Raw genomic sequence first — 24,721 nt, forward strand, 5'->3', positions numbered from 1 at the left:
TCTCCGCACCAAGATCAGACCGCGCTACTCTCGGGAGGCACTGGAGCACGCCTTGTTCGTGTAGACGACCCACCTCCGCAAAACGATCGGCTTACGGAACCTGAGCCAGCGCAGCCCCGGCGGCCAGGTCCTCGGACCGGAAGCCGCCACTGAGCATCGACAGAACACCGCCATTTACCGGTGAAAGCCACAGACCCCACTCCCCCGGATTCTGGCGAAACTTGCCGACGCCACAATCACGCGCTTTTGTCTCATTCGCCAGCGTCTCAACTACCTGAGAACAGTCGAGCTATTGAGACGAGGGCCGGATGGCAAGCCTGGGTACGCGTGTCAGGTTCAGAAGTGGGCTTCACTGATGTCAGGAGCGCCCTGCACTCGATTCCCCCGTCGTCTCCGCGTCGATGAGTAGTCATCGACAGCGACCTCGATCAGTCCGGCTTCACGCCGGTGGGATGCTCGGTCCAGCCTTGTTCTTGTTAGCCGGTTCTGTCATACGGTCCGGCCCGGCGAGCCCGTTGAGATCTGGTTCGTCGAGGTCACTGATGTCGCGGGCTGAGCGCGGGAGCTTTGCCTCGATGGGGTGCCTTCTCCTCGCAGGGAGAAGCGAGCCCCGGGCCTTTTCATTCTTTCCGGTCAGGCCTTAGCGGTGTCTGACCTGGGTGCTGGTTTTGGGGTGTTCCTGGAGGGATGAAGAGCTAGGAACGCTGTGCGGCACCTGCCGTGCCCGTCGGAGCAGGGGTGGCCTGGTCGTTTGTGCCGTTGCGGTCTTCGCTGAGGCTGTAGAACCAGGCGATGTGGTGGTGTAGGGCGTCGGCGGCGTCCTGGCCGCGTCGGTCACGGAAGGCTTCCAGGATGGTCTTGTGCTGGTCTTGAAGGGTGCACCGCACGTCAGCCCAGTTGGGTAGGCCTGCGACGGTTTCCTGGACATAGCTGATGGTGGCCTGACGGAGGGAGTCCATGATGGTTTCGACCACCACGTTTCCGGCCAGGGAGCTAAGCAGGGTGTGGAATTGGGAGTCGTGTTCGTGGAACCACCCGGAAGGCAGGTCCGGGTCGTCCATGGTGTCGAGCAGCTCGGCGGCCTGGTTCAGGATTTCTGAGCGCTGTTCCGTGTCCGGGGCGGCGGCGGAGTCGAGGGCCGACTGGGTTTCCAGCAGGAGTCGGGTCTGGACGATGTCCCGGACCGGAAGGGACCGGGTGGCGATGTGCATCCGCAGCGCCCACGCCAGGGCGGAGGACGGTTCGGAGATCACCACGGCCCCTGAGCTGGGTCCGGAGCCGGTCGCGGATCGGACCAGGCCCATGGCGTCGAGGATGCGCACGGCCTCGCGGACCGATGCCCGGGAGATGGCGAACTCCTCGGCGAGCTGGCGTTCGCTGGGTAGTTTGTCCCCCACGGAGATCTCCCCGGACCTCAACCGCTGCTCCAGCCAGTCGAGCACGACGGTGTAAGTACGGGACGTGGGGGGCATGGGTATCTCCGGGGCCTAGGTGGACCGACTCATCGTACTGGCTTTGGGCGCGTTCTCAGTTGCCCGGCAGCATCCAGGCCAGCACGTTGGACTGCAGGAACACGAGGGTGCACAGCAGCAGCAGCAGGCCGACCGACCACCAGATGACGGAGCGGAAGATGGCCGATTCCTTGCCCTCCATGGCCACCGAGGTTGCCGCGATGGCCAGCGACTGGGGCGAGATCATCTTGCCGACCACCCCGCCGGAGGTGTTCGCGGCGGTCATCAGGTGCGGGTCCAGGCCCGCCTCCAGGGCGGCGGTCTTCTGCAGGTTGGCGAACAGTGCGTTGGCCGAGGTGTCCGAACCGGTCACGGCCGTGCCGATCCAGCCCAGGACGGGTGAGAAGAAGGCGAAGGCGGCACCGAGTCCGGCCACCCAGGTGCCCATGGCGATGGTCTGGCCGGAGAAGTTCATCACGTAGGCCAGGGACAGCACGGCCATGATGGTCAGGGCCGCGAAGCGCATCCGCCAGAACGTCCTGCCGATCTCCGCCACGGCGTTGCCCAGGGAGAGTCGGAACTTGCCGTGGGCGTTGAAGAGGGAGTAGATCAGGGCCACCAGCAGCCCGGCGATCAGCAGCAGGGTGCCCGGGCTGGAGAGCCATTGGAACTTGTAGACGGTGTTGGTGATCGGCTCGCCGTCGGCATTGAGCAGCCGCCCGTCCAGTCCGGGCCACGGGATGGCGATGTCCGTGGCGGCCAGCGCCGCCGGGATATCCACTCCGATCGTCCACAGCTTGGCGATGCCGAAGACCGCGACCACGAGGATATAGGGCAGCACCGCCATCCAGATGCGCGCCGGCGTCAGGGACTCCGGGGAGGCCGGTTTGGCCACGCCCAGGCGGTCGCGCACCGCGTCGGCGCCCTTGGGCTTCCAGAACCGCAGGAATATTACGGCGGCGGCCAGCCCGGCCAGCGAGGCGACGACGTCGGTGAGCTCGTAGGAGAAGTAGGTGGCGCTCCACCACTGGGCGACGGCGAAGGTGGCGCCGATGACCAGGGCGGCCGGCCAGGCCTCGCGCAGCCCCCGGAAGCCATCGATGATCAGCAGCAGGAAGGAGGGAACCAGCAGGGCCAGGAACGGGGCCTGGTGTCCGACGACCGCGCCGATGTCGGCCGGGTCCAGGTTGGTCAGCACGCCGGCGGTCGTGATGGGGATGCCGATGGCGCCGAAGGCCACGGGGGCGGTGTTGGCGATGAGCACCACGGTGGCCGTCTTCAACGGCTTCAACCCCAGGGCCAGGATCATGGTGGCCGTGATGGCAACCGGGGCGCCGAAGCCGGCCAGGGCCTCCAGCAGGCCGCCGAAACAGAACGCGATGAGGATGGCCTGGATGCGCAGGTCCCCGCCGCCGATGGTGTCGAAGAGGGTCCGCATGTCCTCGAACCGTCCGCTGAGCACCGTCACCTGGTAGAACCACAGCGCCAGGACCACGATCCACACGATCGGGAACAGTCCGAACACGGCCCCCTGCGTGACCGAGAGCAGGGCCAGGTCCCCGGGCATGTGGAAGCCCACCACGGCCACGGCGAGGGCGACCAGCAAAGCGACCACGCCACAGATGTACGCCCGGGCCTTCACCACCAACAGCATGACGAAGAACGTGATCAGAGGCAGGGAGCCGACGAGGGCAGAGAGCGCCACGCTCCCGGCTACGGCGTCGGGCATCGCGATGAATGTGCTCACGCGGATCTCCTGGATGGGGCGGTCGGGAACCGGCAACGCCGGTCAGATGTGGACTGACCACAGTGGTCAGGCCACAGACGATATATGAGGTGAGTCACACACGTCAACCGCCCTCCAATTTCTCTCCCGCGGTAGGCCCGCCCCTCCCCCGCGCGTCTCACCGGAACGGAAGGCTGCCCCGACGCGGCCGATTGTGTGGCGGCCATCACTCGCTTATAGTGGTCTGACCACAGGGGCTCGATCGGTCCCAGTCCCTCTTTTGCCGATGGAGGTCGCATGAGAATCGCCTTGTTCGCCACGTGCATCGTGGACGCGATGTACCCGCGGGTCGCTCTGGCGACCGTGCGGGTCCTGGAGCGGCTCGGCCACGAGGTGGTGTTCCCGCCCGGGCAGGGGTGCTGTTCGCAGATGCACGTCAACAGCGGCTACCTACAGGACGCGCTGCCGGTGGTGCGCAACCACGTGAAGGCCTTCAGTGCCGCGGACTACGACGTCGCGGTGGCGCCCTCGGGGTCCTGTGTGGCCTCCCTGGGGCACCAGCAACCGATGGTCGCCCGGGCCGGCGGGGACGAGGACCTGGCTCGACGGGCCGAGGCGGTGGCCGGGACCACTTATGAGCTCTCCCAATTGCTGGTGGACGTGCTCGGGGTGTCCGATGCCGCCGAGCAGCTGGGGTCGTGGTTCCCACACACGGTGACGTATCACCCGTCCTGCCATGGGATGCGGTTGCTGCGCCTGGGTGACCGGCAGAAGGACCTGGTGCGCTCCGTGGCCGGGGTGGAGTTCACCGAGCTGCCCGACGCCGAGGAGTGTTGCGGGTTCGGCGGCACGTTCTCGTTCAAGAACCCGGACGTGTCCGCGGCGATGGCCGAGGAGAAAATCGGCAACATCACCGCCACCGGCGCCCAGGTCTGCACCGGTGGGGACGCCTCCTGCCTGATGCACCTGGGCGGGGCGATCTCCCGCACCGGCGCGGGGGTGGCCACCGTGCACTTCGCCGAGATCCTGGCCTCCACCCGGCAGAACCCGCTGGAGGTGACCGGGCCGGTGGAGCTGTCCATCCCCGGCCCGACCGGACGACGCCACCGGACCCAAGCCGCCGCCGGTTCGGCCGCCGGTTCGGCCAGTAGTGATGCCCCCGCGGCCGTGGCCGCCGATTCAGGAGAGAGCCGATGAGCCGCACCGCCCTCGGGATGCCCGCCGTCCGCCCCGTGCACGGGCAGGGGAACCTGCACGCCGAGACCGCCTTCCCGGCCGCGGCCCGGACCGAGATGGGCAACACCCAGATGCGGGCCAACATCCGCCACGCCACCCACACGATCCGCGGCAAGCGCGCCAACGTGGTCAACGAGCTCCCGGACTGGCAGGCGCTGCGCTCGGCCGGCTCGGCCCTCAAGGAGTCGGTGATGGCGAACCTGCCCGAGCTGTTGGAGCAGTTCGAGGCCAACGTCACCGCCCGCGGCGGCACCGTGCACTGGGCCCGGGACGCCGCCGAGGCCAACCGGATCATCACGAACCTGGTCCAGGCCACCGGCAGCACCGAGGCCATCAAGATCAAGTCCATGGCCACCGCGGAGATCGACCTGGAACGCCACCTGGCCGAACATGGGATCACCGCCACCGAGACCGACCTGGCCGAACTGATCGTCCAGCTGGGTCACGACCGCTCCTCGCACATCCTGGTCCCGGCCATCCACAAGAACCGCCACGAGATCCGCGAGATCTTCCTGCGGGAGATGACCGAGACCGACGAGACCCTCACCTCCGAGCCGCGCGACCTGGCCGAGGCCGCCCGCGCCCACCTGCGCGAGAAGTTCCTCTCCACCAAGGTCGCGATCTCCGGGGCGAACTTCGGGGTCGCCGAGACCGGCACGCTGACCGTGGTGGAGTCCGAGGGCAACGGGCGGATGTGCCTGACCCTGCCCGAGACGCTGATCACCGTGATGGGCATCGAGAAACTCGTCCCCACCTTCGCCGACCTGGAGGTCTACCTGCAGTTGCTGCCGCGGTCCTCCACGGGTGAGCGGATGAACCCCTACACCTCGATGTGGACTGGGGTCACCCCCGGGGACGGGCCCCAGGACGTGCACGTGGTGCTGCTGGACAACGGCCGCTCCGCGGTGCTCTCGGACCCGGCCGGCCGCTCGGCGTTGCACTGCATCCGCTGCTCGGCCTGCCTGAACGTGTGCCCGGTCTACGAACAGGCCGGCGGACACGCCTACGGCTCGACCTACCCCGGCCCGATCGGGGCGATCCTCTCGCCCCAGCTGACCGGGATCACCTCGGCGGAGAACGCCTCCCTGCCGTACGCCTCCACCCTATGCGGGGCCTGCTACGACGTGTGCCCGGTGAAGATCGACATCCCCGAGATCCTCGTGCACCTGCGCGACGAGGACGTGCGCACCAAGCACGGCCAGCGCCCCGCCGCCGACGCGGTCCCCACCGAAGACGGCGCCACCGCCGCCCTTCAGACTCCGGCCGGCCCCCAAGCCACCGCCGAGAACACCGGCGGTGGCCGCAGCACCGGATCGGCATCGGGACCGGCCTCGGGCCGGGTGCGCCGATTGTTCCAGCGGCTGCCGCACCCGCCGTCCGAGATGGACCTGATGATGAAGGGCGCCTCGATGGTGATGTCCTCCGGACGGCGCATGGCCCTGGCCGAGCGGGCCCTGCCCCTGGGCCGGGCCGTGGCCGGCCACGACCGACGCATCAGCTGGCTGCCCGGCATGGCCGGTGGCTGGACCGACGTCCGCGACATCCCGGCACCGCCCCGTGAGTCCTTCCGCAACTGGTGGGCCCAACACGCCGACGAAACGCAAGACCGGGTGCGCGCGGACGGGACGGCGCCCAACGCCGACCCAGCCCAACCCACCGACCCGCACCAGTTAAAGGAGGGCGACCGATGAGCACCGACGCCAAGACCGAGATCCTGGCCCGCATCCGCGGCGCCCTGGCCGACCAGCCCACCGCCCCGACGGTGGAACGCGCCTACCGCACGGTGTCCGACCGGCCCGCCGGGGACGTCCTGGAGATGCTCGAGGACCGGCTCGTCGACTACAAGGCCACGGTCCACCACGAGAACGTGGAAACCCTACCGGCACGCATCACCGAGCTGCTGGGCTCATCCGCCCGGTACGTGGTCCCCGCTGGCCTGGACCCATCCTGGCTGCCGGCCGACACCGACACCCTCCAGATGATCCGGGAGTCCACGGATGAACACGGACGGGTGCTCGGGGTCCGGGAACTCAATGCCGTGGACGCCGTGGTCACCTCCTCCACCGTGTCCTGCGCCGAGACCGGCACGATCTTCCTCACCGCCCGCCCCGACGAGGGACGCCGGGCCATCAGCCTGGTCCCGGACCACCACATCTGCGTGGTTCCGGCCGCATCGGTGGTGGAACTGATCCCCGAGGCCCTGGTCCGGGTCGAGCCCACCGCGCCGATCACCATGATCTCCGGGCCCTCGGCCACCTCGGACATCGAGCTCGAACGCGTCGAGGGCGTCCACGGCCCACGCCGGCTCGACGTCATCCTGCTCGGCTAATACCCCCACCCCGAGGCCTGCCGGCCGTCGGGACCTGCCGGCCAGTGGCCTGCCCGCGGTGGGGCCGATCACCGCGGCGGGGCCTCACCGCGCCCCGAGACCGGGTGGTGCCCGGTCCTCTTGTACCTTTCGACAGCTCCGTGCGCCTTCCGGGTGCTCACGGCAGCGGAACGGAGTGATGTTCGTGTTCCAGAAGATCCTTGTGGCCAATCGCGGCGAGATCGCCATCCGGGCGTTCCGGGCGGCCGTCGAGCTGGGGGCCCAGACCGTGGCGGTCTTCCCCTATGAGGACCGCAACTCCCTGCACCGGCAGAAAGCCGACGAGGCCTACCAGATCGGTGAACGGGGCCACCCGGTCCGGGCCTACCTGGACGTGGAGGAGATCCTCCGGATCGCCATCGAAGCCGGGTGTGATGCGATCTACCCGGGCTACGGTTTCCTGTCCGAGAACCCGGAGTTGGCCCGGGCGGCCGCGGCGGCGGGCATCACCTTCGTCGGCCCGGCGGCGGAGATCCTGGAACTGGCCGGCAACAAGGTGCAGGCGCTGCGGGCCGCCAAGCGGGCCGGGATCCCGACCCTGGATTCCTCGGAGCCGTCCTCGGACGTGGAGTACCTGCTGGGCGAGGCCGAGCGGATCGGGTTCCCGGTCTTCGTCAAGGCGGTAGCCGGCGGCGGCGGCCGGGGCATGCGCCGGGTGGAGACCGCCCGGGAACTGCCCGAAGCCCTGGCCGCGGCGATGCGCGAGGCCGACACGGCCTTCGGGGACCGGACCATGTTCGTGGAGCAGGCAGTGTTGCGCCCGCGGCACATCGAGGTCCAGGTCCTGGCCGATGCCACCGGCGAGGTAGTGCACCTGTTCGAACGGGACTGTTCGGTGCAGCGCCGGCACCAGAAGGTCGTGGAGATCGCCCCGGCCCCGAACCTGGATGAGGAGATCCGTCAGGCCCTGCACACCGACGCGGTGCGCTTCGCCCGTGAGCTGGGCTACGTCAACGCCGGCACGGTCGAGTTCCTCGTGGACACCGCCGGGGACCGTGCCGGTCAGCACGTGTTCATCGAGATGAACCCCCGGATCCAGGTGGAGCACACGGTCACCGAGGAGATCACCGACGTCGACCTCGTGGCCTCCCAGCTGCGCATCGCCGCGGGCCAGACCTTGGATGAGCTCGGGATCCGGCAGGAGGACCTGCGGATCCGGGGCGCGGCGATGCAGTGCCGGATCACCACCGAGGACCCGGCCAACGGGTTCCGCCCCGATGTGGGTCGGATCTCCGCCTACCGTTCGGCCGGCGGGGCCGGGGTGCGCCTGGACAGCGGCACCGTGTACGCGGGCGCGCAGATCTCCCCGCACTTCGACTCGATGCTGGTCAAGCTCATCTGCCGCGGCCGGGACTACGCCACCGCCGTGCGCCGGGCCCGGCGCGCCCTGGCCGAGTTCCGCATCCGGGGGGTGGCCACCAACATCCAGTTCCTCCAGGCAGTGCTGGCCGACCCACAGTTCCTGGCCGGGGACGTGGCCACCGACTTCATCGAGTCCCGCCCCGAGCTGCTCCAGGCCCGGGTCTCCGCCGACCGGGCCACCAAGGCCCTGACCTGGCTGGCCGAAGCCACGGTTAACCAGCCCCACGGCCCTCGGGTCGAGGGCATCGACCCGCGCACGAAGCTGCCCCATTACCCCGGGGACAAACAGGACGAGCCGATGCGCTCCCCCTTCGACGGGCCCTCCGGGCACACTCCGCCGACGGGGTGGCGCCAGGTCCTCCAGGACACCGGTCCCGTCGGTTTCGCCCGGGCGTTGCGTGCACAGCAGGCGGTGGCCGTGACCTCCACGACGTTCCGGGATGCCCACCAGTCCCTGCTGGCCACCCGGGTGCGCACCCGGGACCTGCTGGCCGCCGCCCCGGCCTACGCCCACACCCTGCCCCAGCTGCTCTCGGTCGAGGCCTGGGGCGGGGCGACCTACGACGTCGCGCTGCGGTTCCTGGGTGAGGACCCTTGGGACCGGCTGGCGCGCCTGCGCGAGGCGATGCCGAACATCCCCATCCAGATGCTGCTGCGCGGGCGCAACACGGTCGGCTACACCCCGTACCCGACCGCAGTGACCGACGCCTTCGTCACCGAGGCCGCCTCGACCGGGGTGGACATCTTCCGCATCTTCGACGCCCTCAACGACGTCGAGCAGATGCGCCCGGCGATCGAGGCGGTCCGGGCGACCGGTACCGCGGTGGCCGAAGTGGCCCTGTGCTACACCGGCGACCTCAACAACCCCGCCGAAGACCTCTACACCCTCGACTACTACCTGGACCTGGCCGAGCAGTGCGTCCAGGCCGGCGCCCATATCCTGGCGATCAAGGACATGGCCGGACTGCTGCGCCCGGCCGCGGCCACGAAGCTCGTCACCGCCCTGCGCGCACGGTTCGAGCTGCCCGTGCATCTGCACACCCACGACACCGCCGGTGGGCAGCTGGCCACCGTGATGGCCGCCGTGAATGCCGGGGTCGACGCGGTCGATGTCGCCGACGCCTCCATGGCCGGCACTACCTCCCAGGTCTCAGCCTCGGCCCTGGTTGCCGCCTTGGAACACACCGAGAGGGACACCGGGATCCCGCTGGACGCCGTCGCCGCCCTGGAACCCTATTGGGAGGTCATCCGCCGGATGTACGCCCCGTTCGAGTCCGGCCTGTCCGCCCCCACCGGGCGGGTCTACCGGCACGAGATCCCCGGCGGACAGCTATCCAACCTGCGCCAGCAAGCCATCGCCCTGGGCCTGGGCGAACGGTTCGAGGCCATCGAGGACATGTACACCGCCGCCAACGTCATGCTCGGCCGGCTCGTGAAGGTCACCCCGTCCTCCAAGGTCGTCGGCGACCTGGCCCTGCAACTGGTGGGCATGGGCGTGGACCCGGCCCAGTTCGAGGCCGACCCGCAGAGCTTCGACATCCCCGATTCGGTCATCGCCTTCCTCGCCGGGGAACTGGGCACCCCGCCAGGGGGCTGGCCCGAACCCTTCCGTTCCAAGGCGCTCCAGGGCCGCAACGTCAAGGTGGGCGTGACGGAGCTGTCCGCCGAGGACACCGGGGCACTGGCCGCCGACTCAACGACCCGGCGGGCCACCCTGAACCGGTTACTTTTCCCCGGCCCGACCCGGGACTTCGAGACCGGCCAGGCCAAGTACGGAGACCTGTCCGTGCTGCACACCCGGGACTTCCTCTATGGCCTCACCACGGAACACGAACACGTGATCTCCCTGGGCACCGGCGTGCGCCTGCTGGTGAAATTGCAGGCGGTCTCCGAGGCCGATGAGAAGGGCATGCGCACCGTGATGCTCACCCTCAACGGCCAGCCGCGCACCATCGACGTGCGAGACACCCACGCGGCTTCCATCGTGCCCGAGACCGAGAAAGCTGACCCCACCGCCCCCGGCCACGTTGCCGCACCCTTCGCCGGTGCCGTCACCGTCACCGTCACCGAGGGTGACACCATCGAGGCCGGAACCCAGGTCGCCACCATTGAGGCCATGAAGATGGAAGCCGCGATCACCGCACCCATCGCCGGCACCGTGCAACGCGTCGCCCTCACCGGCGTCACCCAAGTCACCGGTGGAGACCTCCTGCTCGTGCTGCGCACGACCGACTAACAGGCCTCTCCCCGATGGGGCGGGACTGTCCGATAAAGGGTGTGTGGGGTCCGGCGGTTTTCATCAGTGAGTGGTTCTCTCGAACCGTCCGGCGAAGGTGATCGCGAAGGCGTTGAGCGCCGGCTTCCACCTCATCACCCAGCGTGCCCTCCCGCCGCCGGTGGGATCAAGGGACCGGGTGACGAGATACAGACACTTCAGGGCGGCTGCCTCGTTCGGGAAGTGGCCCCGGGCGCGGACCGCCCGGCGGTAGCGGGCGTTGATCGACTCGATCGCGTTGGTCGTGCAGATCACCCGGCGGATCTCCACGTCGTACTCCAGGAACGGCACGAACTCCGCCCACGAGGACTCCCAGAGCTGCACGATCGCCGGATACCGCTGACCCCACTCGTCCCTGAACTCGGCGAAGCGGTCCTTCGCCGCTTGCTCGCTCGGGGCGGTGTAGACCGGCTTGAGGGCCTTGACGATCCCGTCGCGGTGCTGTCGGCCGGCGTAGCGGAAGCTGTTGCGGATCAGATGCACGATGCACTGCTGGACCACCGTCCGCTCCCAGGTGGTCGTGATCGCCTCCGGCAGGCCCTTGAGCCCATCGCACACGGCGATGAGCACATCCTCCACGCCCCGGTTCTTCAGTTCGGAGAAGACCTGCAGCCAGAACCGGGCGCCCTCGGCGCCGTCACCGGCCCAGATCCCGAGGATGTCGCGTTCTCCATTGGTGGTGACGCCCATGACCACGTAGAACGGGGTGTTGCGCACCTGACCGTCCCGGACCTTGACCACAATGGCGTCGACGAAGATCACCGGGTAGAGCGAGTCCAGCGGCCGGGCGGACCACTCCGCGAGTTCCCCGGCGACCTTCTCGGTGATCCTGGAGATGGTGTCCTTGGAGACGGTGGCTCCGTAGACCTCCTCGAAGTGCGCGGCGATCTCCCCGGTCGTCAAACCCCGAGCCGAGAGGGACAGCACGATCTGGTCGATCCCGTCCAGGCGCCGTTTGCGCTTGGGCACGATCACCGGCTCGAAGGACCCCTCCCGATCCCGCGGCACCTCGATCTGCACGGGGCCGATCTCGGTCAACACCGTCTTCGATCTCGTGCCGTTGCGCATATTCTCCGCGATCGGCACCTCACCATGCTCGTGGCCGAGGTGCTCAGTCAGCTCCGCCTCGAGCGCCGTTTCCAGCACGTTCTTCGTCAGCTGGTTGAGCAGCCCGCCGGGGCCGACCAGGCTCACGCCTTGCTCCTTGGCCTGGGCGAGCAGTTGTTCGGCGAGTTGTTTCTGATCGATGATCTCTCCGGTCACGGGATCGATCATCGCCTCTGTTGCCTCGGTCGTGTCAGTCACGGCCGTCTCCTTTCGGATCAGGCCGGACCCTCACACACCGTTTTTCTTACAGTCCCGATGGGGCGCCCGTGACTGTCTGAGCGACGGATGAGAGTGGGGCACCGCTGCAGCGCGCTCCGCCAAAAGTGCTCAACCCCGCCTTCCCCGAGCACCGCAGGGTGGTCAGCGGCGTTGGGCCAGCACCTTCTGTCCGGCTTCGCGCAGTTCCCCGGTGGGTAAGACGTGGCGGTAGAGGGTCTGGCGGGTGATGCCGAACTCCTTGCATAGGGCCCCGACGTTGGTGTCCTTGTTCCCCATGGAGGCCATGGCCAGGCGGATCTTGGCCGGGGTCATCTTGTGGGGCCGGCCGCCTTTGCGTCCCCGGGCGCGGGCCGAGGCCAGGCCGGCCTTGGTGCGTTCGGAGATCAGCTCGCGTTCGAACTCGGCCAGGGCGGCGAAGATCCCGAAGACCAGCTTGCCCGAGGCGGTGGTGGTGTCGATGGCCGCGCCCTGCCCGTGAGGACCTTCAGGCCCACGCCCCGCTCGGTGAGGTCGTGCACGATGTTGACCAGGTGGCGCAGGTCCCGGCCGAGCCGGTCCAGCTTCCACACCAGCAGGGTGTCCCCGTCCCGCAGGGCCTTGAGGCAGGCGGCCAGGTGGGGGCGGTCGTCGGTCTTGCCGGAGGCCTTGTCCTCGTAGAGGGCCTTGGACTTCACGCCGGCGGCGAGTAGAGCGTCGCGTTGCAGGTCGGTGGTCTGGGACCCGTCGGCCTTGGACACCCGCATGTACCCGACGATGTCGCTTTCAGAAGTCGACGTCACTGATGTCAGAAGTGGTCTTCACTGATCGGCCAGGGAACGTCGACACTGCGCCGTAAGGGGATCCCTTTCCGGGTGAGTCTTGTTGAATGGGGGAATGGATGTTCGCCCCTGCACCGACGCGGACCTGAGCGTGTTGTGCTCGCGCTGGGAGACGCCCGGTGGCGTCCACGAGGCGCACCATGCCCGCCAGCGGGCCGGCCAGGCCACCTACCTGGTCGCATGGCAGGACCAGGAGCCACTGGGCTCCGGGGTACTGCAGTGGGGTGGGTGCATCGGGTCCAACGCCCGGACTGCGTACCCCGGGGCGGTGGAACTCAATCACCTGCAGGTCCGTGGCCAGTACCGCGGACAAGGCGTGGGCAGTGCCCTGATCGCCGCCGCCGAGGACAGCGCATCGCAAGCCGGCCGGTACCAGGTGGCGGTGGGAGTCGCCGAGGACAACCCGGACGCGGAGCGCCTGTACCGCCGCCTGGGCTACCGCCCCACCGGGATCATTGATGTCAGCGAGTACGACTGGATCACCCCCGAGGGAATGCTCCGGCATGAGACCGAACGCGATCACCTGCTGGTCAAGGACCTCAACCCCACCATGGAACGAGCCCGGTGATGCTCGTCATCGAACGCGTCGTCGAGCTGCTGACGGACCACTCGGTGGTCGAGGCCGACCCTGACATCCAAGAGCGCGACTACTGGCTGGTCTATCTCGAGTACCGGCACATCACCGCCACCCTAATCTTCAACGGCCACTACTCCACCGACGACCGCATTCAGCCCGGACGAGAGCCAGGATCGGTCCAGGAGGGTCCCGGCCTTTGGTACGTCCCGGACGGCACCCCGGTGGAGATCGCCTCGTTCCTGACCGGTTGGATGATCGGCCGAGCCGAGGCGCCCTCGCAGCCGTCTCCGGCAGCGGAGCTTTCGGGATCGACACCAGGGCAACCTGAGCCTCGCGGCAGTGGGAACGTTCCCCGCCCTAGCGAGTGGTTCTCCCCGTCGGCATTCTTTGAAGGCCAGCACCGGGCCCGGCTGGACCCGGACGAGTGGACCGGATGAACACCGGTGCTCGCACCGCCAGGCCCTCCTGATGCACACAACTGGACAGTCTCACGCGGGGATCCTCTAAAGGGTTGGTTATTGGGCCTTGCAGAGTCGCTTACGGAAGGCGCTTGGTGAGAGGGTCGAGCGCTGCTCGATGCTCGAGCCCAGCCACTCCGGGCTTGGCCGAGTCAACCTTTTAGGAGGTGCGCCATGAGCGCACTGCTTATCGGCTACGCCCGTTGCTCCACCGACCAGCAAGACCTGACCGCTCAACGAGATGCTCTGTTCGGCTTGGGCGTCGAACGAGATCGAGTCTATGTCGACCACGGCCTGACTGGTACGAACCGGGATCGACCCGGGCTGCGCGAGGCGCTGGCCGCCGGCCGGGCCGGTGACACGCTGGTGGTGACCAAGCTCGATCGCCTGGCCAGGTCTGTGCCGGATGCCCGGGCGATCGCCGACGAGCTGACGGCCCGGCAGATCAGCCTGTCGCTGGGTGGGTCGGTCTATGACCCCACGGACGCCATCGGACGATTGCTGTTCAATGTCCTGGCCATGGTCGCCGAGTTCGAGTCTGACCTGATCCGGCTGCGCACCCGCGAGGGGATGAAGGTCGCCCGAGCCAAGGGCCGGCTGCGGGGCAAGCAGCCCAAGCTCAACCGTCGCCAGGAAGCCCATCTGGTCTCGCTGGTGCACAGCGGCCAGTACAGCATCCTCGAGGTCGCCGAACTCTTCGGTGTCGGCCGATCCACGGTCTACCGCGCCATCGAACGCCAACGCACCGCGGCCGAGGCCGGGCTGGCGGCATCAACACCCCGACGGTGAGACCTTAGTGGCGCCGGCAGTCCAGCGGCCCGCATCTACACTGGGCGCCGGCGCCACGCCACCGGCGCCCAGCGGCCGCTTCGCGACAAGGAACCCGGCGGGGATCAAGGAAGTAGGTCCCAGTATTGGCGTCTGGCGGGCATGGCATGGATCACCATCTGTTCGCCACTGTCGAAGACCAGCACAACGGTCTCAAGAATCGAGCGCGGGTATCGAAGCCAAGCCGTAACTCACGATGCGGCCAGTCGTCTTCTTCAAGGGGTTCGATCCCCTGGCACCAGTCGGCAGCCTGGATCGCGTCCTCGGGAACCACTCCGTGCTTGAGTGCGCTGGCGTGGACCTTCACGCTGCGAAGTCAGTCAGGGCGCGGCGGATCGCCTCGGAGCGTGACAGGTGCTCTCGCTCGGCTACTTCATCCAGTGCCGCAATCTCCTCCGCGGTGAGGCGCACGGCAACAACCTGCATCGACTCTGCAGTAGGGGAAGCACTCCGACCTCTGGCACGAGCGGGCGCCGAGCCACCAAATCTGTTGTGGCTGGGAATCCCCAACAGACAGTCTCCGCGTCCGGCGCGAAGGATGCCGCTTCGGTGCATGCAGTGGCCTGGGGAGATACGCGGCGGTCCTTCGTCCGAGCTGCGTGGCGGCACGGGCTGTCCAGCGATTAACGTCGCGCTGGGCGTCGACGTACCCTGTCGGGCCCCGGGTGGGGGGCTGAACCGTTGAGGAGGGCCGGCATGGACCACGACGACCTGGACCAGCGTCAACGCGTGGGAAGACTCCACGTCATCCAAGGACTCCTTCGGGTGCTTGAGGACCCGCATCGGTTCCTCGACGTCATGCTCTCCGCCACCGACGAGGCGGCCGCCCTGCACGCCCTGCAGGAACGGTTCGACCTGGACGAGGAGCAGGGGCGGGTGGCCATCAACATGCAGTTCCGCTCGATGACCGACCGGACGCGTCGGCTGATCCGCGAGGAGGCCCACCTGCTGCGCGACTGAAGGGAGGAGGAGCCCTCGCCGGACCGGGCCCAGCGTCTCCGCTAGTCTGGCGCCCAGTGGCCCGGACACGTCCACGCCCGCCAGGCACACCAAGCCACCCTGCCCGGCCACCCCAGCCTCCGAGGAGGAAGCCATCGAGAGCGCGCGCGCTGCCGGCGTCGCCCTGGGCGGCGCCGCCGGACTGGTCCTGGCCGCCGGCCTCGGGGCGCTCGCCGCCGTGCGCCGGAACCGCCCCGTCCACACCGTGGGCACGGTCGTCCCCGGCACGCTCGTCATCGACGCCCCGGGCGGCACCGGCTCGCCGCTGCTGGACGCGGCGGGGGAGCGGCCCCTGGTCGCCCGGCTCTCCCGGGCCGCCTCCTGGCCCGTGCACCTGCCGGACGTCATCGGGGTGGCGTTGCGCATCCCCGCGGCCGGGCCCGACGGCGGCCCGGCCGACCTGCTCTTCGCCTCCACGGGCACCGGGCGGCTCACGCGGTACGTCCTCCGCTTCCACCTCTCGGCGACGGCGGGACCGCTGACCACCATGTTCCCCCTGCTCGGGGCGGGCGGGCACCTCGTCTTCCGCCTGGACCCGGAGGGTCCGGGCCGCTACCGGTTCTCGTGCTCGCGGAACTCGGGCCCCTGGCGGGGCCTGGGCCGGGTGGTCCTGGACGTGCCGGCCCCGGAGCGTCCGCCCCACCGGGCCCGGGGCGCGGAGGCCGCGGCGGGTCCCGACGACGCCGGGCTGCGCTTCCGGCCGGTCGCCCAGCCGCCGGCCGGCCTCACCGTGCCGGTGTGGCTGCGTGCGGCCCGCGCCCCGGCCTACGGCCTCGCCCGCCGTGTCGGGCGGGAGCGAGCGTAGGCGGGACCGCCCGGACCGTCGGCCCGCGGGTGGTTCCCCGGACGCGGCCGTCCACCCCGCGCGTCGGGCGTCTCCCTCGGTTTTTCGCCCGGTCTCCCTCGCGGGTCCCGCCCTCCTTCTGACCTGGATCCATTCGCCGCAGCGGAACAATCGACCCCGATCATGTATGAGTAACAGCGGGAATGCTCCGCGGCGCGGAGGCCCCGCCGGGAATACTGGATGGTCGTTCATCCAACCCCCTGCTGTAGAGGTGTCTCCATGCCCGATCCCCGTCTCCCCGCCGACTCCTCGAGGGGAGTCTCCCGCCGCCGGGCCCTCGGCCTGGCCTCCGCGCTCGGTCTCGCCCCGCTGGCCACCGCGTGCGCCCCGGCCGACGCCGACGCGCCGGCCGGCAACGCGGCCGACCGCCCGGCCAACGGCGCGGCCTCCGGCGCGCCGTCCGCCTCCCCGGCCCGCGGTCGCGCCCCGCTGACCACGGACGCCAAGAACCGCCTCGTGCTGCTGGGCACCAGCGGCGGCCCGCCGTGGTGGAACGACTCCGACCGGGAGGGCGTGGCCTCGGCGATCGTGGTGGGGGACAAGTACTACCTCGTGGACGCCGGTGACGGCGTGGGCAAGCAGATCAAGAAGGCCAAGCTGGGCACGTGGGACAAGGACATGCGGGGCCCGCTGGACGCCCTGGTCGCCGTGTTCCTGACGCACCTGCACTCGGACCACATCTCCGACCTGTACAACCTGGTCGGCACCGGCCTGCAGAACGGCGTGGCCATCCCGGACCGGGTCCTGCAGATCTTCGGCCCGGGTGACCGCGGCGCGCTGCCCGTCAACTACAAGGGCGAGGGCATCCCCGCCGACCAGGTGGTGAACCCGAAGAGCCCCACGCCGGGCACCCGGGAGACGATCGAGGCGATGATCAAGACCTTCGCTACCGACTTCAACGACCGCATCGTCGACTCGGGCTACCCGCCGCCGCGGGACTTCTTCGTGGGCCGGGACATCGAGCTGCCGGCCAACCTGGTCGACGACCCCAACGGGGACCCGCACCCCACGATGCGCCCGATCGACGTGTTCGAGGACGACCGCGTCAAGGTCACCGCCACGCTCGTCCAGCACGCCCCGGTCTTCCCGGCGTTCGGGTTCCGCTTCGACACGGACAGCGGCTCGGTCACCTTCTCCGGGGACACCGGCCCCAGCGAGAACCTCGTGGAGCTGGCCAAGGGCTCGGACATCCTGGTGCACGAGGCGATCGCCGCCGAGTGGGTCGCCCAGCGCCACCCGGAGCCGCGGGACGCCGCCGCGGAGGCGGAGTACCAGCACCTGATCGGGGCGCACACCACGATCCAGGACATCGGCTCGATCGCCGAGCAGGCCGGGGTGAAGAAGCTCGTCCTGAACCACCTGGTGCCGGGCAACTGGCCGGTCGAGGAGTGGAAGAAGGCCGGCACCGGCTTCTCCGGCGAGCTGGTCATCGGCGAGGACCTGGACTCCATCGCCATCGGCTGAGCCGGCCGGCGGCCGTCGTCGGGCACCTCCGCATCGAGGGCCCGACGGCGGCCGCCACCGCGCCGCTCCCGGCGCACCCTAGGCGGTCGGGGCCGGGGTGGCACCCTCCCCGGCTGCTCCCGCGCCGCCGACGCTGAGCCGCTGAAAGTACTCGTTCACCCGCGGATCGGCCCAGCTCCACGCGTCCTCGCCGCGCAGGACCACGTCGCTGCCGCCGTCGCAGTAGATGGTCTGCCCCGCGCAGTGCGTGTTCTGCGGCGAGGTGAGCCAGATGAGCAGGGCGGCGATCGACTCCGCGGGCTGGTGGTAGTTCAGCGGCATCGGCACCACTGCGTCCAGGAAGGCCACGGACTCCGGGGTGGCCAGCAGGTCGGCCGTCATCGGCGTGCGGACGATGCCCGGCGCCACCGCGTTGAGCGGGATCCCCGCCCCCGCCCACTCGGGCGTCACGGACCGGGCGCGCACCCACCGCGAGAGCGCCCTCTTGCTCGAGGCGTAGATGAGGTTGCCCAGCTGCGGGTCGGCCGCCAGCTGTTCCGCGATCCCCAGGGCCTCCTCCTCGGTGGAGGAGAGGAGCGCCTCCACGAGGTGGGGCGCGTTGGGCTGCAGGGAGGACATCGAGGACACGACGGCGGCGCGCGGCGCCTCGGACCGCGCGAGGGTCGGCCGGAGGGCCTCGAGGAACTCGGTGACCCCGTAGAAGTTGACGGCGGCGGTCAGCGCCTGCGGCGCGGCGATGCCGGCGGAGGCGATCACCGCGTCCACGCGGCCGCCGGCGGCGTCCAGCGCGGCCTCGGCCGCCGCGCGGCGGCCGTCGGGGGTGGACAGGTCCCCCGTGACGTCGGAGTTCCGCAGGTCCACGCCGACGACCGTGTCACCGCCCTCGCGCAGCAGGGCGGCGGTGGCGGCGCCGATGCCGGATCCGGCCCCGGTGATGACGTAGGTGCGTGGCATGGCCGTCCTCTCAGTCGGTGTGACCTCACCCTATGCGCGCGAGCCTTCCCGGGGGAGGGGTGGGGAAGGGGTGCGGTGGGGCTGTCTCCAGGGCGGGATGGGGACAGGCCGGAGTGAGGACAGGTCGGGGTGGGGACTGGATCGGGCGGGAGGACAGGACCGTGGGTGCCGGGCGGGCCGGGGAGTCTGGACGGGGCCCGCTCCCTCGGGCTGGACTGGCCTGGAGCGGTCCGGAGGCGTGACCCGCCGCGTCCCGCGACGGCGGCGCCCCGGCCGGCCGCGGCGAGGCCTCGCTCCGCGGCCCACCCCTCCCGAAGGAGATCGGCATGACCCCCGTCCTCGTCACCCTCGTGTTCGCGGCGACGCTCGCCCTCGTCCTGCTGCGCCCGCTGCGCGCCAGCGCCCACTGCGACACCATGGACGGTCCCACCGCGCGGGACGGCATGCAGGCGCTGGAGACGGGGAACCTCGCCCTGGCCCTGCGCTGGGTGGGCCCGGAGGGCGAGACGGAACTGCGGGAGGTCTTCGCCTCCGCGCGGGCCGCCCGGGGCCTCGGCGAGGCCGCACGGCAGGTCGCCGACCGCTGGTTCGTGGAGAACCTCGTGCGCGTGCACCGCGCCGGTGAGGGCGCCCCCTACACGGGCCTCCAGCCCTCGGGGACGCCGGTGGACGAGTGGGTCACCGCCGCGGACGCGGCCCTCGCCTCCGGTGACCTCTCGCCGCTGGAGGAGCTGGTGCCGGCCGAGCGGTGGGACGAGCTGGAGCGCCGGTTCGCCGCGGTGCGCGAGCGCCAGGACCACGACCCCACCGACCTCGACGCGGGGCGGGCGTACGTGGAGGCCTACGTCGGGTTCGTCCACTACGCCGGGGGCGAGGAGCACGACCACGGCGGGGACCACGCCCACGGCCACGCCGGCGGGCACCACCACTGAGGGGCCGCGGTGCAGCCGCTGCCCGCACTCGCCGCCGTGGCGGGCCTGGCCCTGCTGGTGGGCTGGGCGGTCCGCCGGTGGCTCGTGGTGCTGGCCGAGGTCGAGGCGGACTCGATGGTCCCCACGCTGCGCCCCGGCCGTCGGGTGCTCGTGCGACGCCACGGTGTGGCCCGCCGCCTCCGCCGGGGCGATGTCGTCGTCGCTCACTCGGCCGAGCTCGGCCGCCCGGTCGTCAAGCGCGTCATCGGGCTGCCGGGGGAGCGGGTGGAGGTCGCGGCGGGGGGCCGCGTCGTCGTCGAGGGGCACGCCCTCGAGGAGCCGTACGTCCTCCACCGGGGCGGACCCGGCCGCTCCCTCCGCGTGCCCGCCGGTCACGTCATGTTGCTCGGGGACAACAGGGCCCGGTCGAGCGACGCGCGCACCTGGCGGAATCCGTTCGTCCCGGTCAGCGCGATCCTCGGGCGGGTGGGTGTTCCGCCTCGCGGGGCTCACGGGGCGTCATAAGCACACGGCCCCGTTGCGTAATCGACTGAGGTATGCCTTACTGGAATGCGAACGTCCTGAGAGGATCCCCATGCATTCCATGCCGCACACCGCCCTGGCCCTCGCCCCGGGCGACCCGGTCCTGCGCTCCGCCCACGCCCGCTCGCTCACCCGGCGCATGCTGGCCGGCGAGGGCTCGGTGGAACTGACGGCCTACCGCGCCGGCGAGACGCTCTCGTCCGCGGTCCACGGCGTCTCCCGCTCCGGGCAGCTGGTGGTCGCGGACGTGCCCAACCTCTTCCACTCCCTCGGCGCGTTCCACACCCCCGAGGACATCGAGGTGCGCATGGACGTCCTGCGGGACTCCGCGGACCACGCCCTCGGCCTGCGCCTCGCCTCGGTGCACCTGCTCGGCACCCTGCGCTGGTGCCGGGACACCCAGGAGGTCGCCGCGCTGGGGCTCACGGGCCGCGTGGCGGGCCTGGTCCAGGATGTCGGACCCCGCGTGCGGGTGGGGGTCATCACCACCGACCGGGTGCTGCTGCACGACTGCGCGGGCGTCACCGCCCACGAGGCCGACATCGTCGCCGAGGCGGCGATCCCGGCGCCCTCGACCGACGCCCTGGCCGAGGCGGTCCTGGCCGCCCCCGCGGAGGTGCTCGCCGGCGTCGCCGATGCCGTGCTGGACGGAGTGCTCCCCGGCTGGGCCGAGGACCTCGGCGTGCCCGACTCCGCGGACCTCACGGTCGACCCGGCGCACTGCGTGGACGTGGACCACGGGTGCGTGACCCTGGCCCGCTTCGCCGGGGAGCGCGGCTGGATCGTCCAGGTGCCGCTGCCGGCGCCCGCGGGCGCCGTGCGCGACGGTGCCGGCGCGTGGGACCGCCTCCTCGAGGAGCTGGCCGCCCGCCGCGTGGCCGCCCTGGAGGCCTGAGCCCAAGGCCTCGCCGACCTCGAGACCCACAGCACGAAGGCCCCTCCCGGGTGGATCCCGGGGCGGGGCCTTCGTGCTGTGGGCCGTCCGGGGGACGGCGGCCGGTCAGGAGACCGTGTAGGTGGCGCAGTTGGCGGTGTCGGTGACCTCGATGCCCTCGGCGGTGCACACCAGGTCGGAGTTGTAGGAGCACTCCATCCGGTGGCAGGCGCCGACGCTGCTGGCCTCGCCGGTCATGGGGCGGCGGGCGTCCAGCTGGACGAAGGTGCCGCAGGTCGGCTGGGCCTCGGCGCCGGCGATCGTGATCGCCAGGGCGTTGCAGCCGTCGTGGTTGAAGGAACAGGAGGTGGCGGCGCAGGAGCGCACGGCGGTGGTCATGGTGCTCATCCTTGTCAGTCCGTGCCCGAGCCTTCGTGCTCCGGCAATGAATCAAGAATATTCCGGCTCAGGAAATGCGCAAGTAAGCCGACCCTTAAGGTAGGCATAAATACGTCAAATCGGTATGACCAAACTCCTCAAAGTGATTTGTGTCCGAAGGGTCCGGCGGGTCTGTCAGTGCCCTCTGAGGTCGGCGCCGGACACGCCGCCGGCCCGGTCCGCCGTCGGGACCGGGCCGGTGTGGGGCTCCTCTCAGCGCCGGACGACGGTGAGGGTCACGTTCGGGCAGCCCGCGGCGAGCCGCGTCAGCGCGGCCTTCTCGGTGCTGTCCACGGTGAGGCCCCACCGCTTCTTCACGGCCACCCACTCGCCCACGTAGGCGCACCGGTTCCGCGGCGGGAGCCACTGCTCCGGGCCGCGGGCCCCCTTCGAGGAGTTCAGCGCGGAGGTCTGGGCGCTCAGCGTGCGGCGGTCGCCGAGGTCGTTGTAGAAGGCGACGCGGCGGGCCTTGGTCCACTTCCGGGCCCCGGAGCCCCAGGCCTCGTGCACGGGGACGAGGTGGTCGATCTGCACGGTGGAGGCGCTGGTGTGGGTCCTGCCGTCCCAACTGGTCACCCACCTGCCACCCCGGACGGTGCACTTGCGGGAGGTCGTGTAGGTGGCCCGGGCCCTCGTCTCCTGCAGCAGGACCTCGGCGCGGGTGTTCTGGCAGTCGCGGTCGGCGTCGATCCAGTCGCCGAACTGGCGGTCGCGGTCGTAGCCGGAGTTCGACTCGGCGGCCACCGGTAGTGACTTCACCGCGGTGCGCAGCGGGGCGCTGTAGGTGGTGGCCGCCTCGGCGGGGGTCACCCCGAGCAGGACGAACCCGGCGGCGAGCACGCCGGCGACGGCGGCCCGCAGGGTGCGGCGGCCGAGGGGCAGGCCTCGGCGGCGGCCGGCGGAGGGCAGGGCAGGGGAGGGCAGGGCAGTGGCCATGAGGTGCTCCAGGGGGATCAGGATGCGAGGCGCCCGGTGGGTGCCAGGACAGTATGCCCGCTCCCTCGTTTCCTGTCACGACCTGCGACGATGCCGTTCCCTGGAGGGGCCGCGCTCCCGTGGCCCCTCCTGTTGCCCCCCGCGGCCCCTCCGTCGTCCTCCCGTGCCGCCCACGTCGGTCAGAGCGAGACGAGCACCAGGGTCGCGGCGAACACGAGGCCGGAGGCCAGCAGCACCATGGTCGTGTAGCCGAGGATGTCCCGCATCTTCAGCCCCGCGATCGCCAGCAGCGGGATGGCCCAGAAGGGCTGCACCATGTTCGTCCACTGGTCGCCGTAGGACACGGCCATGATCGTGATCGCGGGATCCACGCCGAGCTCGGCGCCCGCCTGCAGCATGATGGGTCCCTGCACGGCGAACTGCCCGCCGCCCGAGGGGACGAAGAAGTTCACCAGGCCGGCGGACAGCAGGGCGAGGACGCCGAAGGTCACCGGGTTCGAGATCGCCACGAAGGCGTCGGAGAAGACCTGGATGAGCCCGGATCCGGTCATGATGCCGAGGATGCCCGCGTACAGGGGGAACTGCAGCAGGATCTCGCCCACGTTGGACGCCGCCTCCTTGGTGAGGTGGATCAGCTCGAAGGGATTGCGCACCAGCAGCAGGATCAGGGCCAGGAAGGACCAGTTCACGGTGTCCAGGGTCAGCGTGCCGCCCCGGGCGAAGTGCAGCACCAGGTAGGCGACGAGCATGAGCCCCAGCAGCAGCGTCGGCAGGCGGCTGGCGTCGAGGCGGTCGGCCGGGGTGACGACCTCCTCCTGTCCGGTGTCGTCGTCCCGGTCGCGCGCGTCCACCTCCAGCTCCACCACCCGGTCCCCGCCGCGCGGTGCCACGAGGAACAGGGCCAGGCCCACGACGACGATGGTGGCCACCGCCGCCAGCATGTTCCAGGAGGAGAAGGTGGTCTCGGTGATCGGCACGGTCTGGCCGCCCAGGGACTCGGTCAGGAAGGAGCCTTCCGTGGCGGCCGTCAGCGGTCCCGAGCCCGAGTAGCCCATGTGCCACACCACGAAGCCGGCGAAACCGGAGGCGACCAGCATGGGGAAGTGCAGGGCCAGGCCGCGCTCGCGGCCCTGGGCGGCGACCTCCTTGGCCAGCAGGGCGCCGACCACCAGGCCCAGCCCCCACGTGATGAGGCTGGCGACGGCGGCCACGACGAAGACGAACACGTAGGCCGCGAGGGGCGTGCGGGGCACCCCGCCCAGGAAGGCGAGCAGGCGGCGCACCGGACCGGTGTTCGCCAGGATGTGCCCCAGCAGCAGGATCAGGGCCATCTGGGTGATGAAGTCCAGCAGTCCGGCCAGGCCCTCTCCCCAGGCCACCACGAGGTCGGCCGGGCCCGTCCCCGTCAGCAGCAGGGCCAGCAGGGCCACCACGAACGTCAGGATGATGGAGAAGACCAGGGAGGAGGGGATGAACCGCTCCACCGCGTTGTTCACGGGACGCATGGCCCGGGACAGGGGTGTTCCCTCCGGGCGGGGGCGCGTCTCGGTGCTTCCGGGCGTGCTGGACATGGTGCGGTCTCCTGGTCTCCCACCGCGGAGCGGTGTCCCTCTGACTGGAATGTGCCCCGTGGCCGGGCACGATGTGACGCGCGCCGGACCGGGGGTGACATGCCTCACGGTAGGCAGGGGCGTGACGGGCGTCAATGTGACAGGCCTCACCGGCGGGCGCCGGGGTGCCGCCCGCGCCCCGGCGTCCCGCCTCCCCACCCTTCCGCCCCCGGGCGTGCGGCGTCAGGATGCAGTCATGGAGACGCTCACCGCACTCGAGGACGAGATCGTCGTCCACCTGCCCCCCGGGCGGGTGTGGGACCTGCTCACGGACTGGGCGGCGGCCCCCGCCTGGATGCCGGGCGTGGAGGAGATGCACGTCAACGGTCCCGTCGGCCCCGGGCAGGAGCTCACCTACACCTCCGGTGGCCACGAGCGGCAGTACACCCTGTCCACCTTCGAGCCCGGCCACGGCCTGACGATGGTCTCCGGGGCGGACGACGCGGACCTGCGCGTGGAGTACGGCTACCTGCTCACCCCGGACGCCGGGACCACCACGGTCCAGTTGCGGGTGGCCATCCGGTCCGCCGCCGACCTGCACGAGGAGGCCCTCGGGCTGGCCACCGCGCTCGCCGACGCGGAGGCCGGGCAGCTCGAGGCCCTGCGCAACTACGCGGAGAAGGCTCCCTGAGCCCCGGTGCCCCGTACCGTGACGGTGCGGGGCCGCCGTCGGGAACCCGGTCCGGACCGGCTGGTAAACTCCGGATGTAAGGCCCTCAGGTG

General features: G+C 70.5%; 21 protein-coding genes and 2 pseudogenes. 14 read left to right on the top strand and 9 right to left on the bottom strand.

The annotated features are described in order from the left end of the window. Positions 1-695 precede the first annotated feature (695 nt). Together E7744_RS00810 and E7744_RS00815 are read right to left on the bottom strand one after the other, a co-directional pair. Positions 696-1,442 carry a FadR/GntR family transcriptional regulator gene (locus E7744_RS00810; RefSeq protein ID WP_246858488.1) on the bottom strand — a complete coding sequence of 249 codons (747 nt, stop codon included), beginning with the start codon at positions 1,440-1,442 and terminating at the stop codon, positions 696-698. Positions 1,443-1,527: 85 nt separating this feature from the next. Next, a complete protein-coding gene (locus tag E7744_RS00815) occupies positions 1,528-3,198 on the bottom strand; it encodes an L-lactate permease (RefSeq protein WP_137772477.1) in 1,671 nt (556 codons plus the stop codon). 276 nt (positions 3,199-3,474) lie between these two features. Here E7744_RS00815 and E7744_RS00820 point away from each other — a divergent pair, with 276 nt between their 5' ends. The 4 genes from E7744_RS00820 (at position 3,475) to E7744_RS00835 (ending at position 10,379) form a co-directional block, all read left to right on the top strand. Beyond that, positions 3,475-4,374, top strand: coding sequence for a (Fe-S)-binding protein (locus E7744_RS00820; protein ID WP_137772478.1), 900 nt, complete (start codon positions 3,475-3,477; stop codon positions 4,372-4,374). Then, entirely contained in the window at positions 4,371-6,104 is a 1,734-nt protein-coding gene (locus tag E7744_RS00825; protein WP_137772479.1) for a lactate utilization protein B, read from the top strand. The genes E7744_RS00820 and E7744_RS00825 overlap by 4 nt, the downstream gene beginning before the upstream one ends. Further along, positions 6,101-6,742, top strand: coding sequence for an LUD domain-containing protein (locus E7744_RS00830; protein ID WP_137772480.1), 642 nt, complete (start codon positions 6,101-6,103; stop codon positions 6,740-6,742). Before E7744_RS00825 ends, E7744_RS00830 begins: the two co-directional genes overlap by 4 nt. Positions 6,743-6,926: 184 nt before the next feature. Beyond that, a complete protein-coding gene (locus tag E7744_RS00835; RefSeq protein WP_137774761.1) occupies positions 6,927-10,379 on the top strand; it encodes a pyruvate carboxylase in 3,453 nt (1,150 codons plus the stop codon). Between the two features lie 63 nt (positions 10,380-10,442). On the opposite strand, the gene E7744_RS00840 is transcribed toward E7744_RS00835, so the two are convergent. Beyond that, positions 10,443-11,693 carry an IS256 family transposase gene (locus E7744_RS00840; protein WP_137774762.1) on the bottom strand — a complete coding sequence of 417 codons (1,251 nt, stop codon included), beginning with the start codon at positions 11,691-11,693 and terminating at the stop codon, positions 10,443-10,445. A gap of 192 nt (positions 11,694-11,885) precedes the next feature. Then, positions 11,886-12,487 (bottom strand): annotated as a pseudogene (locus E7744_RS00845) (recombinase family protein). A 130-nt stretch (positions 12,488-12,617) separates the two neighbouring features. Between E7744_RS00845 and E7744_RS00850 the strand changes: the two are divergent. From E7744_RS00850 to E7744_RS00860, 3 genes are all read left to right on the top strand, one after another. Beyond that, entirely contained in the window at positions 12,618-13,130 is a 513-nt protein-coding gene (locus E7744_RS00850) for a GNAT family N-acetyltransferase (protein ID WP_137772481.1), read from the top strand. After that, positions 13,127-13,576 carry a hypothetical protein gene (locus E7744_RS00855; protein ID WP_137772482.1) on the top strand — a complete coding sequence of 150 codons (450 nt, stop codon included), beginning with the start codon at positions 13,127-13,129 and terminating at the stop codon, positions 13,574-13,576. The genes E7744_RS00850 and E7744_RS00855 overlap by 4 nt, the downstream gene beginning before the upstream one ends. 195 nt (positions 13,577-13,771) lie before the next feature. Further along, complete coding sequence (locus E7744_RS00860; RefSeq protein WP_210417136.1) at positions 13,772-14,386, top strand: recombinase family protein; 615 nt, start codon at positions 13,772-13,774, stop codon at positions 14,384-14,386. Positions 14,387-14,728: 342 nt separating this feature from the next. Here E7744_RS00860 and E7744_RS00870 read toward each other — a convergent pair. Further along, positions 14,729-14,881: pseudogene (locus E7744_RS00870) on the bottom strand (ribbon-helix-helix protein, CopG family); the annotation flags it as partial. Positions 14,882-15,190: 309 nt separating this feature from the next. On the opposite strand from E7744_RS00870, the gene E7744_RS00875 reads away from it, so the two are divergent. From E7744_RS00875 to E7744_RS00885, 3 genes are all read left to right on the top strand, one after another. Further along, positions 15,191-15,385 carry a hypothetical protein gene (locus tag E7744_RS00875; protein ID WP_137772483.1) on the top strand — a complete coding sequence of 65 codons (195 nt, stop codon included), beginning with the start codon at positions 15,191-15,193 and terminating at the stop codon, positions 15,383-15,385. Between the two features lie 217 nt (positions 15,386-15,602). Then, positions 15,603-16,229: a phosphodiesterase gene (locus tag E7744_RS00880; protein ID WP_137772484.1), complete on the top strand. Its 627-nt coding sequence runs from the start codon at positions 15,603-15,605 to the stop codon at positions 16,227-16,229. Positions 16,230-16,487: 258 nt separating this feature from the next. After that, a complete protein-coding gene (locus tag E7744_RS00885; RefSeq protein ID WP_246858489.1) occupies positions 16,488-17,732 on the top strand; it encodes an MBL fold metallo-hydrolase in 1,245 nt (414 codons plus the stop codon). Positions 17,733-17,810: 78 nt separating this feature from the next. Here the strand turns inward: E7744_RS00885 and E7744_RS00890 are convergent, their stop codons facing one another. After that, on the bottom strand, positions 17,811-18,686 hold the full coding sequence (locus E7744_RS00890; protein ID WP_137772485.1) for an SDR family oxidoreductase: 876 nt from the start codon (positions 18,684-18,686) through the stop codon (positions 17,811-17,813). A gap of 326 nt (positions 18,687-19,012) precedes the next feature. On the opposite strand from E7744_RS00890, the gene E7744_RS00895 reads away from it, so the two are divergent. The 3 genes from E7744_RS00895 to E7744_RS00905 all read left to right on the top strand — a co-directional run bounded on the left by E7744_RS00895 (position 19,013) and on the right by E7744_RS00905 (position 21,035). Beyond that, a complete protein-coding gene (locus E7744_RS00895) occupies positions 19,013-19,618 on the top strand; it encodes a DUF6448 family protein (protein WP_137772486.1) in 606 nt (201 codons plus the stop codon). Positions 19,619-19,627: 9 nt separating this feature from the next. Then, entirely contained in the window at positions 19,628-20,122 is a 495-nt protein-coding gene (gene lepB / locus E7744_RS00900; RefSeq protein WP_137772487.1) for a signal peptidase I, read from the top strand. A 70-nt stretch (positions 20,123-20,192) separates the two neighbouring features. Continuing rightward, positions 20,193-21,035 (top strand): hypothetical protein, encoded by an 843-nt coding sequence (locus E7744_RS00905; protein WP_137772488.1) that lies wholly within the window; start codon positions 20,193-20,195, stop codon positions 21,033-21,035. A gap of 105 nt (positions 21,036-21,140) precedes the next feature. Here E7744_RS00905 and E7744_RS00910 read toward each other — a convergent pair whose 3' ends face one another. From E7744_RS00910 to E7744_RS00920, 3 genes are all read right to left on the bottom strand, one after another. After that, entirely contained in the window at positions 21,141-21,413 is a 273-nt protein-coding gene (locus tag E7744_RS00910) for a DUF1540 domain-containing protein (protein ID WP_137774765.1), read from the bottom strand. A gap of 252 nt (positions 21,414-21,665) precedes the next feature. Next, positions 21,666-22,388: an HNH endonuclease family protein gene (locus E7744_RS00915; RefSeq protein WP_137772489.1), complete on the bottom strand. Its 723-nt coding sequence runs from the start codon at positions 22,386-22,388 to the stop codon at positions 21,666-21,668. Between the two features lie 179 nt (positions 22,389-22,567). Then, complete coding sequence (locus E7744_RS00920; RefSeq protein WP_168199707.1) at positions 22,568-23,959, bottom strand: short-chain fatty acid transporter; 1,392 nt, start codon at positions 23,957-23,959, stop codon at positions 22,568-22,570. A gap of 235 nt (positions 23,960-24,194) precedes the next feature. Between E7744_RS00920 and E7744_RS15685 the strand changes: the two genes are divergently transcribed. Next, positions 24,195-24,629, top strand: a complete 435-nt coding sequence (locus E7744_RS15685) for an SRPBCC family protein (protein ID WP_168199708.1) — start codon at positions 24,195-24,197, stop codon at positions 24,627-24,629. Positions 24,630-24,721: the final 92 nt, after the last annotated feature.

It is taken from the genome of Citricoccus sp. SGAir0253, assembly GCF_005877055.1.
Taxonomy (GTDB): Bacteria; Actinomycetota; Actinomycetes; order Actinomycetales; family Micrococcaceae; genus Citricoccus.

Coding starts and splice junctions, on each gene's coding strand:
- E7744_RS00910 (WP_137774765.1), bottom strand. CDS start 21,413: ATGACCACCGCCGTGCGCTCCTGCGCCGCCACCTCCTGTTCCTTCAAC.
- E7744_RS00825 (WP_137772479.1), top strand. CDS start 4,371: ATGAGCCGCACCGCCCTCGGGATGCCCGCCGTCCGCCCCGTGCACGGG.
- E7744_RS00895 (WP_137772486.1), top strand. CDS start 19,013: ATGACCCCCGTCCTCGTCACCCTCGTGTTCGCGGCGACGCTCGCCCTC.
- E7744_RS00860 (WP_210417136.1), top strand. CDS start 13,772: ATGAGCGCACTGCTTATCGGCTACGCCCGTTGCTCCACCGACCAGCAA.
- E7744_RS00920 (WP_168199707.1), bottom strand. CDS start 23,959: ATGTCCAGCACGCCCGGAAGCACCGAGACGCGCCCCCGCCCGGAGGGA.
- E7744_RS00915 (WP_137772489.1), bottom strand. CDS start 22,388: ATGGCCACTGCCCTGCCCTCCCCTGCCCTGCCCTCCGCCGGCCGCCGC.
- E7744_RS15685 (WP_168199708.1), top strand. CDS start 24,195: ATGGAGACGCTCACCGCACTCGAGGACGAGATCGTCGTCCACCTGCCC.
- E7744_RS00830 (WP_137772480.1), top strand. CDS start 6,101: ATGAGCACCGACGCCAAGACCGAGATCCTGGCCCGCATCCGCGGCGCC.
- E7744_RS00850 (WP_137772481.1), top strand. CDS start 12,618: ATGGATGTTCGCCCCTGCACCGACGCGGACCTGAGCGTGTTGTGCTCG.
- E7744_RS00840 (WP_137774762.1), bottom strand. CDS start 11,693: ATGATCGATCCCGTGACCGGAGAGATCATCGATCAGAAACAACTCGCC.
- E7744_RS00890 (WP_137772485.1), bottom strand. CDS start 18,686: ATGCCACGCACCTACGTCATCACCGGGGCCGGATCCGGCATCGGCGCC.
- E7744_RS00820 (WP_137772478.1), top strand. CDS start 3,475: ATGAGAATCGCCTTGTTCGCCACGTGCATCGTGGACGCGATGTACCCG.
- E7744_RS00905 (WP_137772488.1), top strand. CDS start 20,193: ATGCATTCCATGCCGCACACCGCCCTGGCCCTCGCCCCGGGCGACCCG.
- E7744_RS00885 (WP_246858489.1), top strand. CDS start 16,488: ATGCCCGATCCCCGTCTCCCCGCCGACTCCTCGAGGGGAGTCTCCCGC.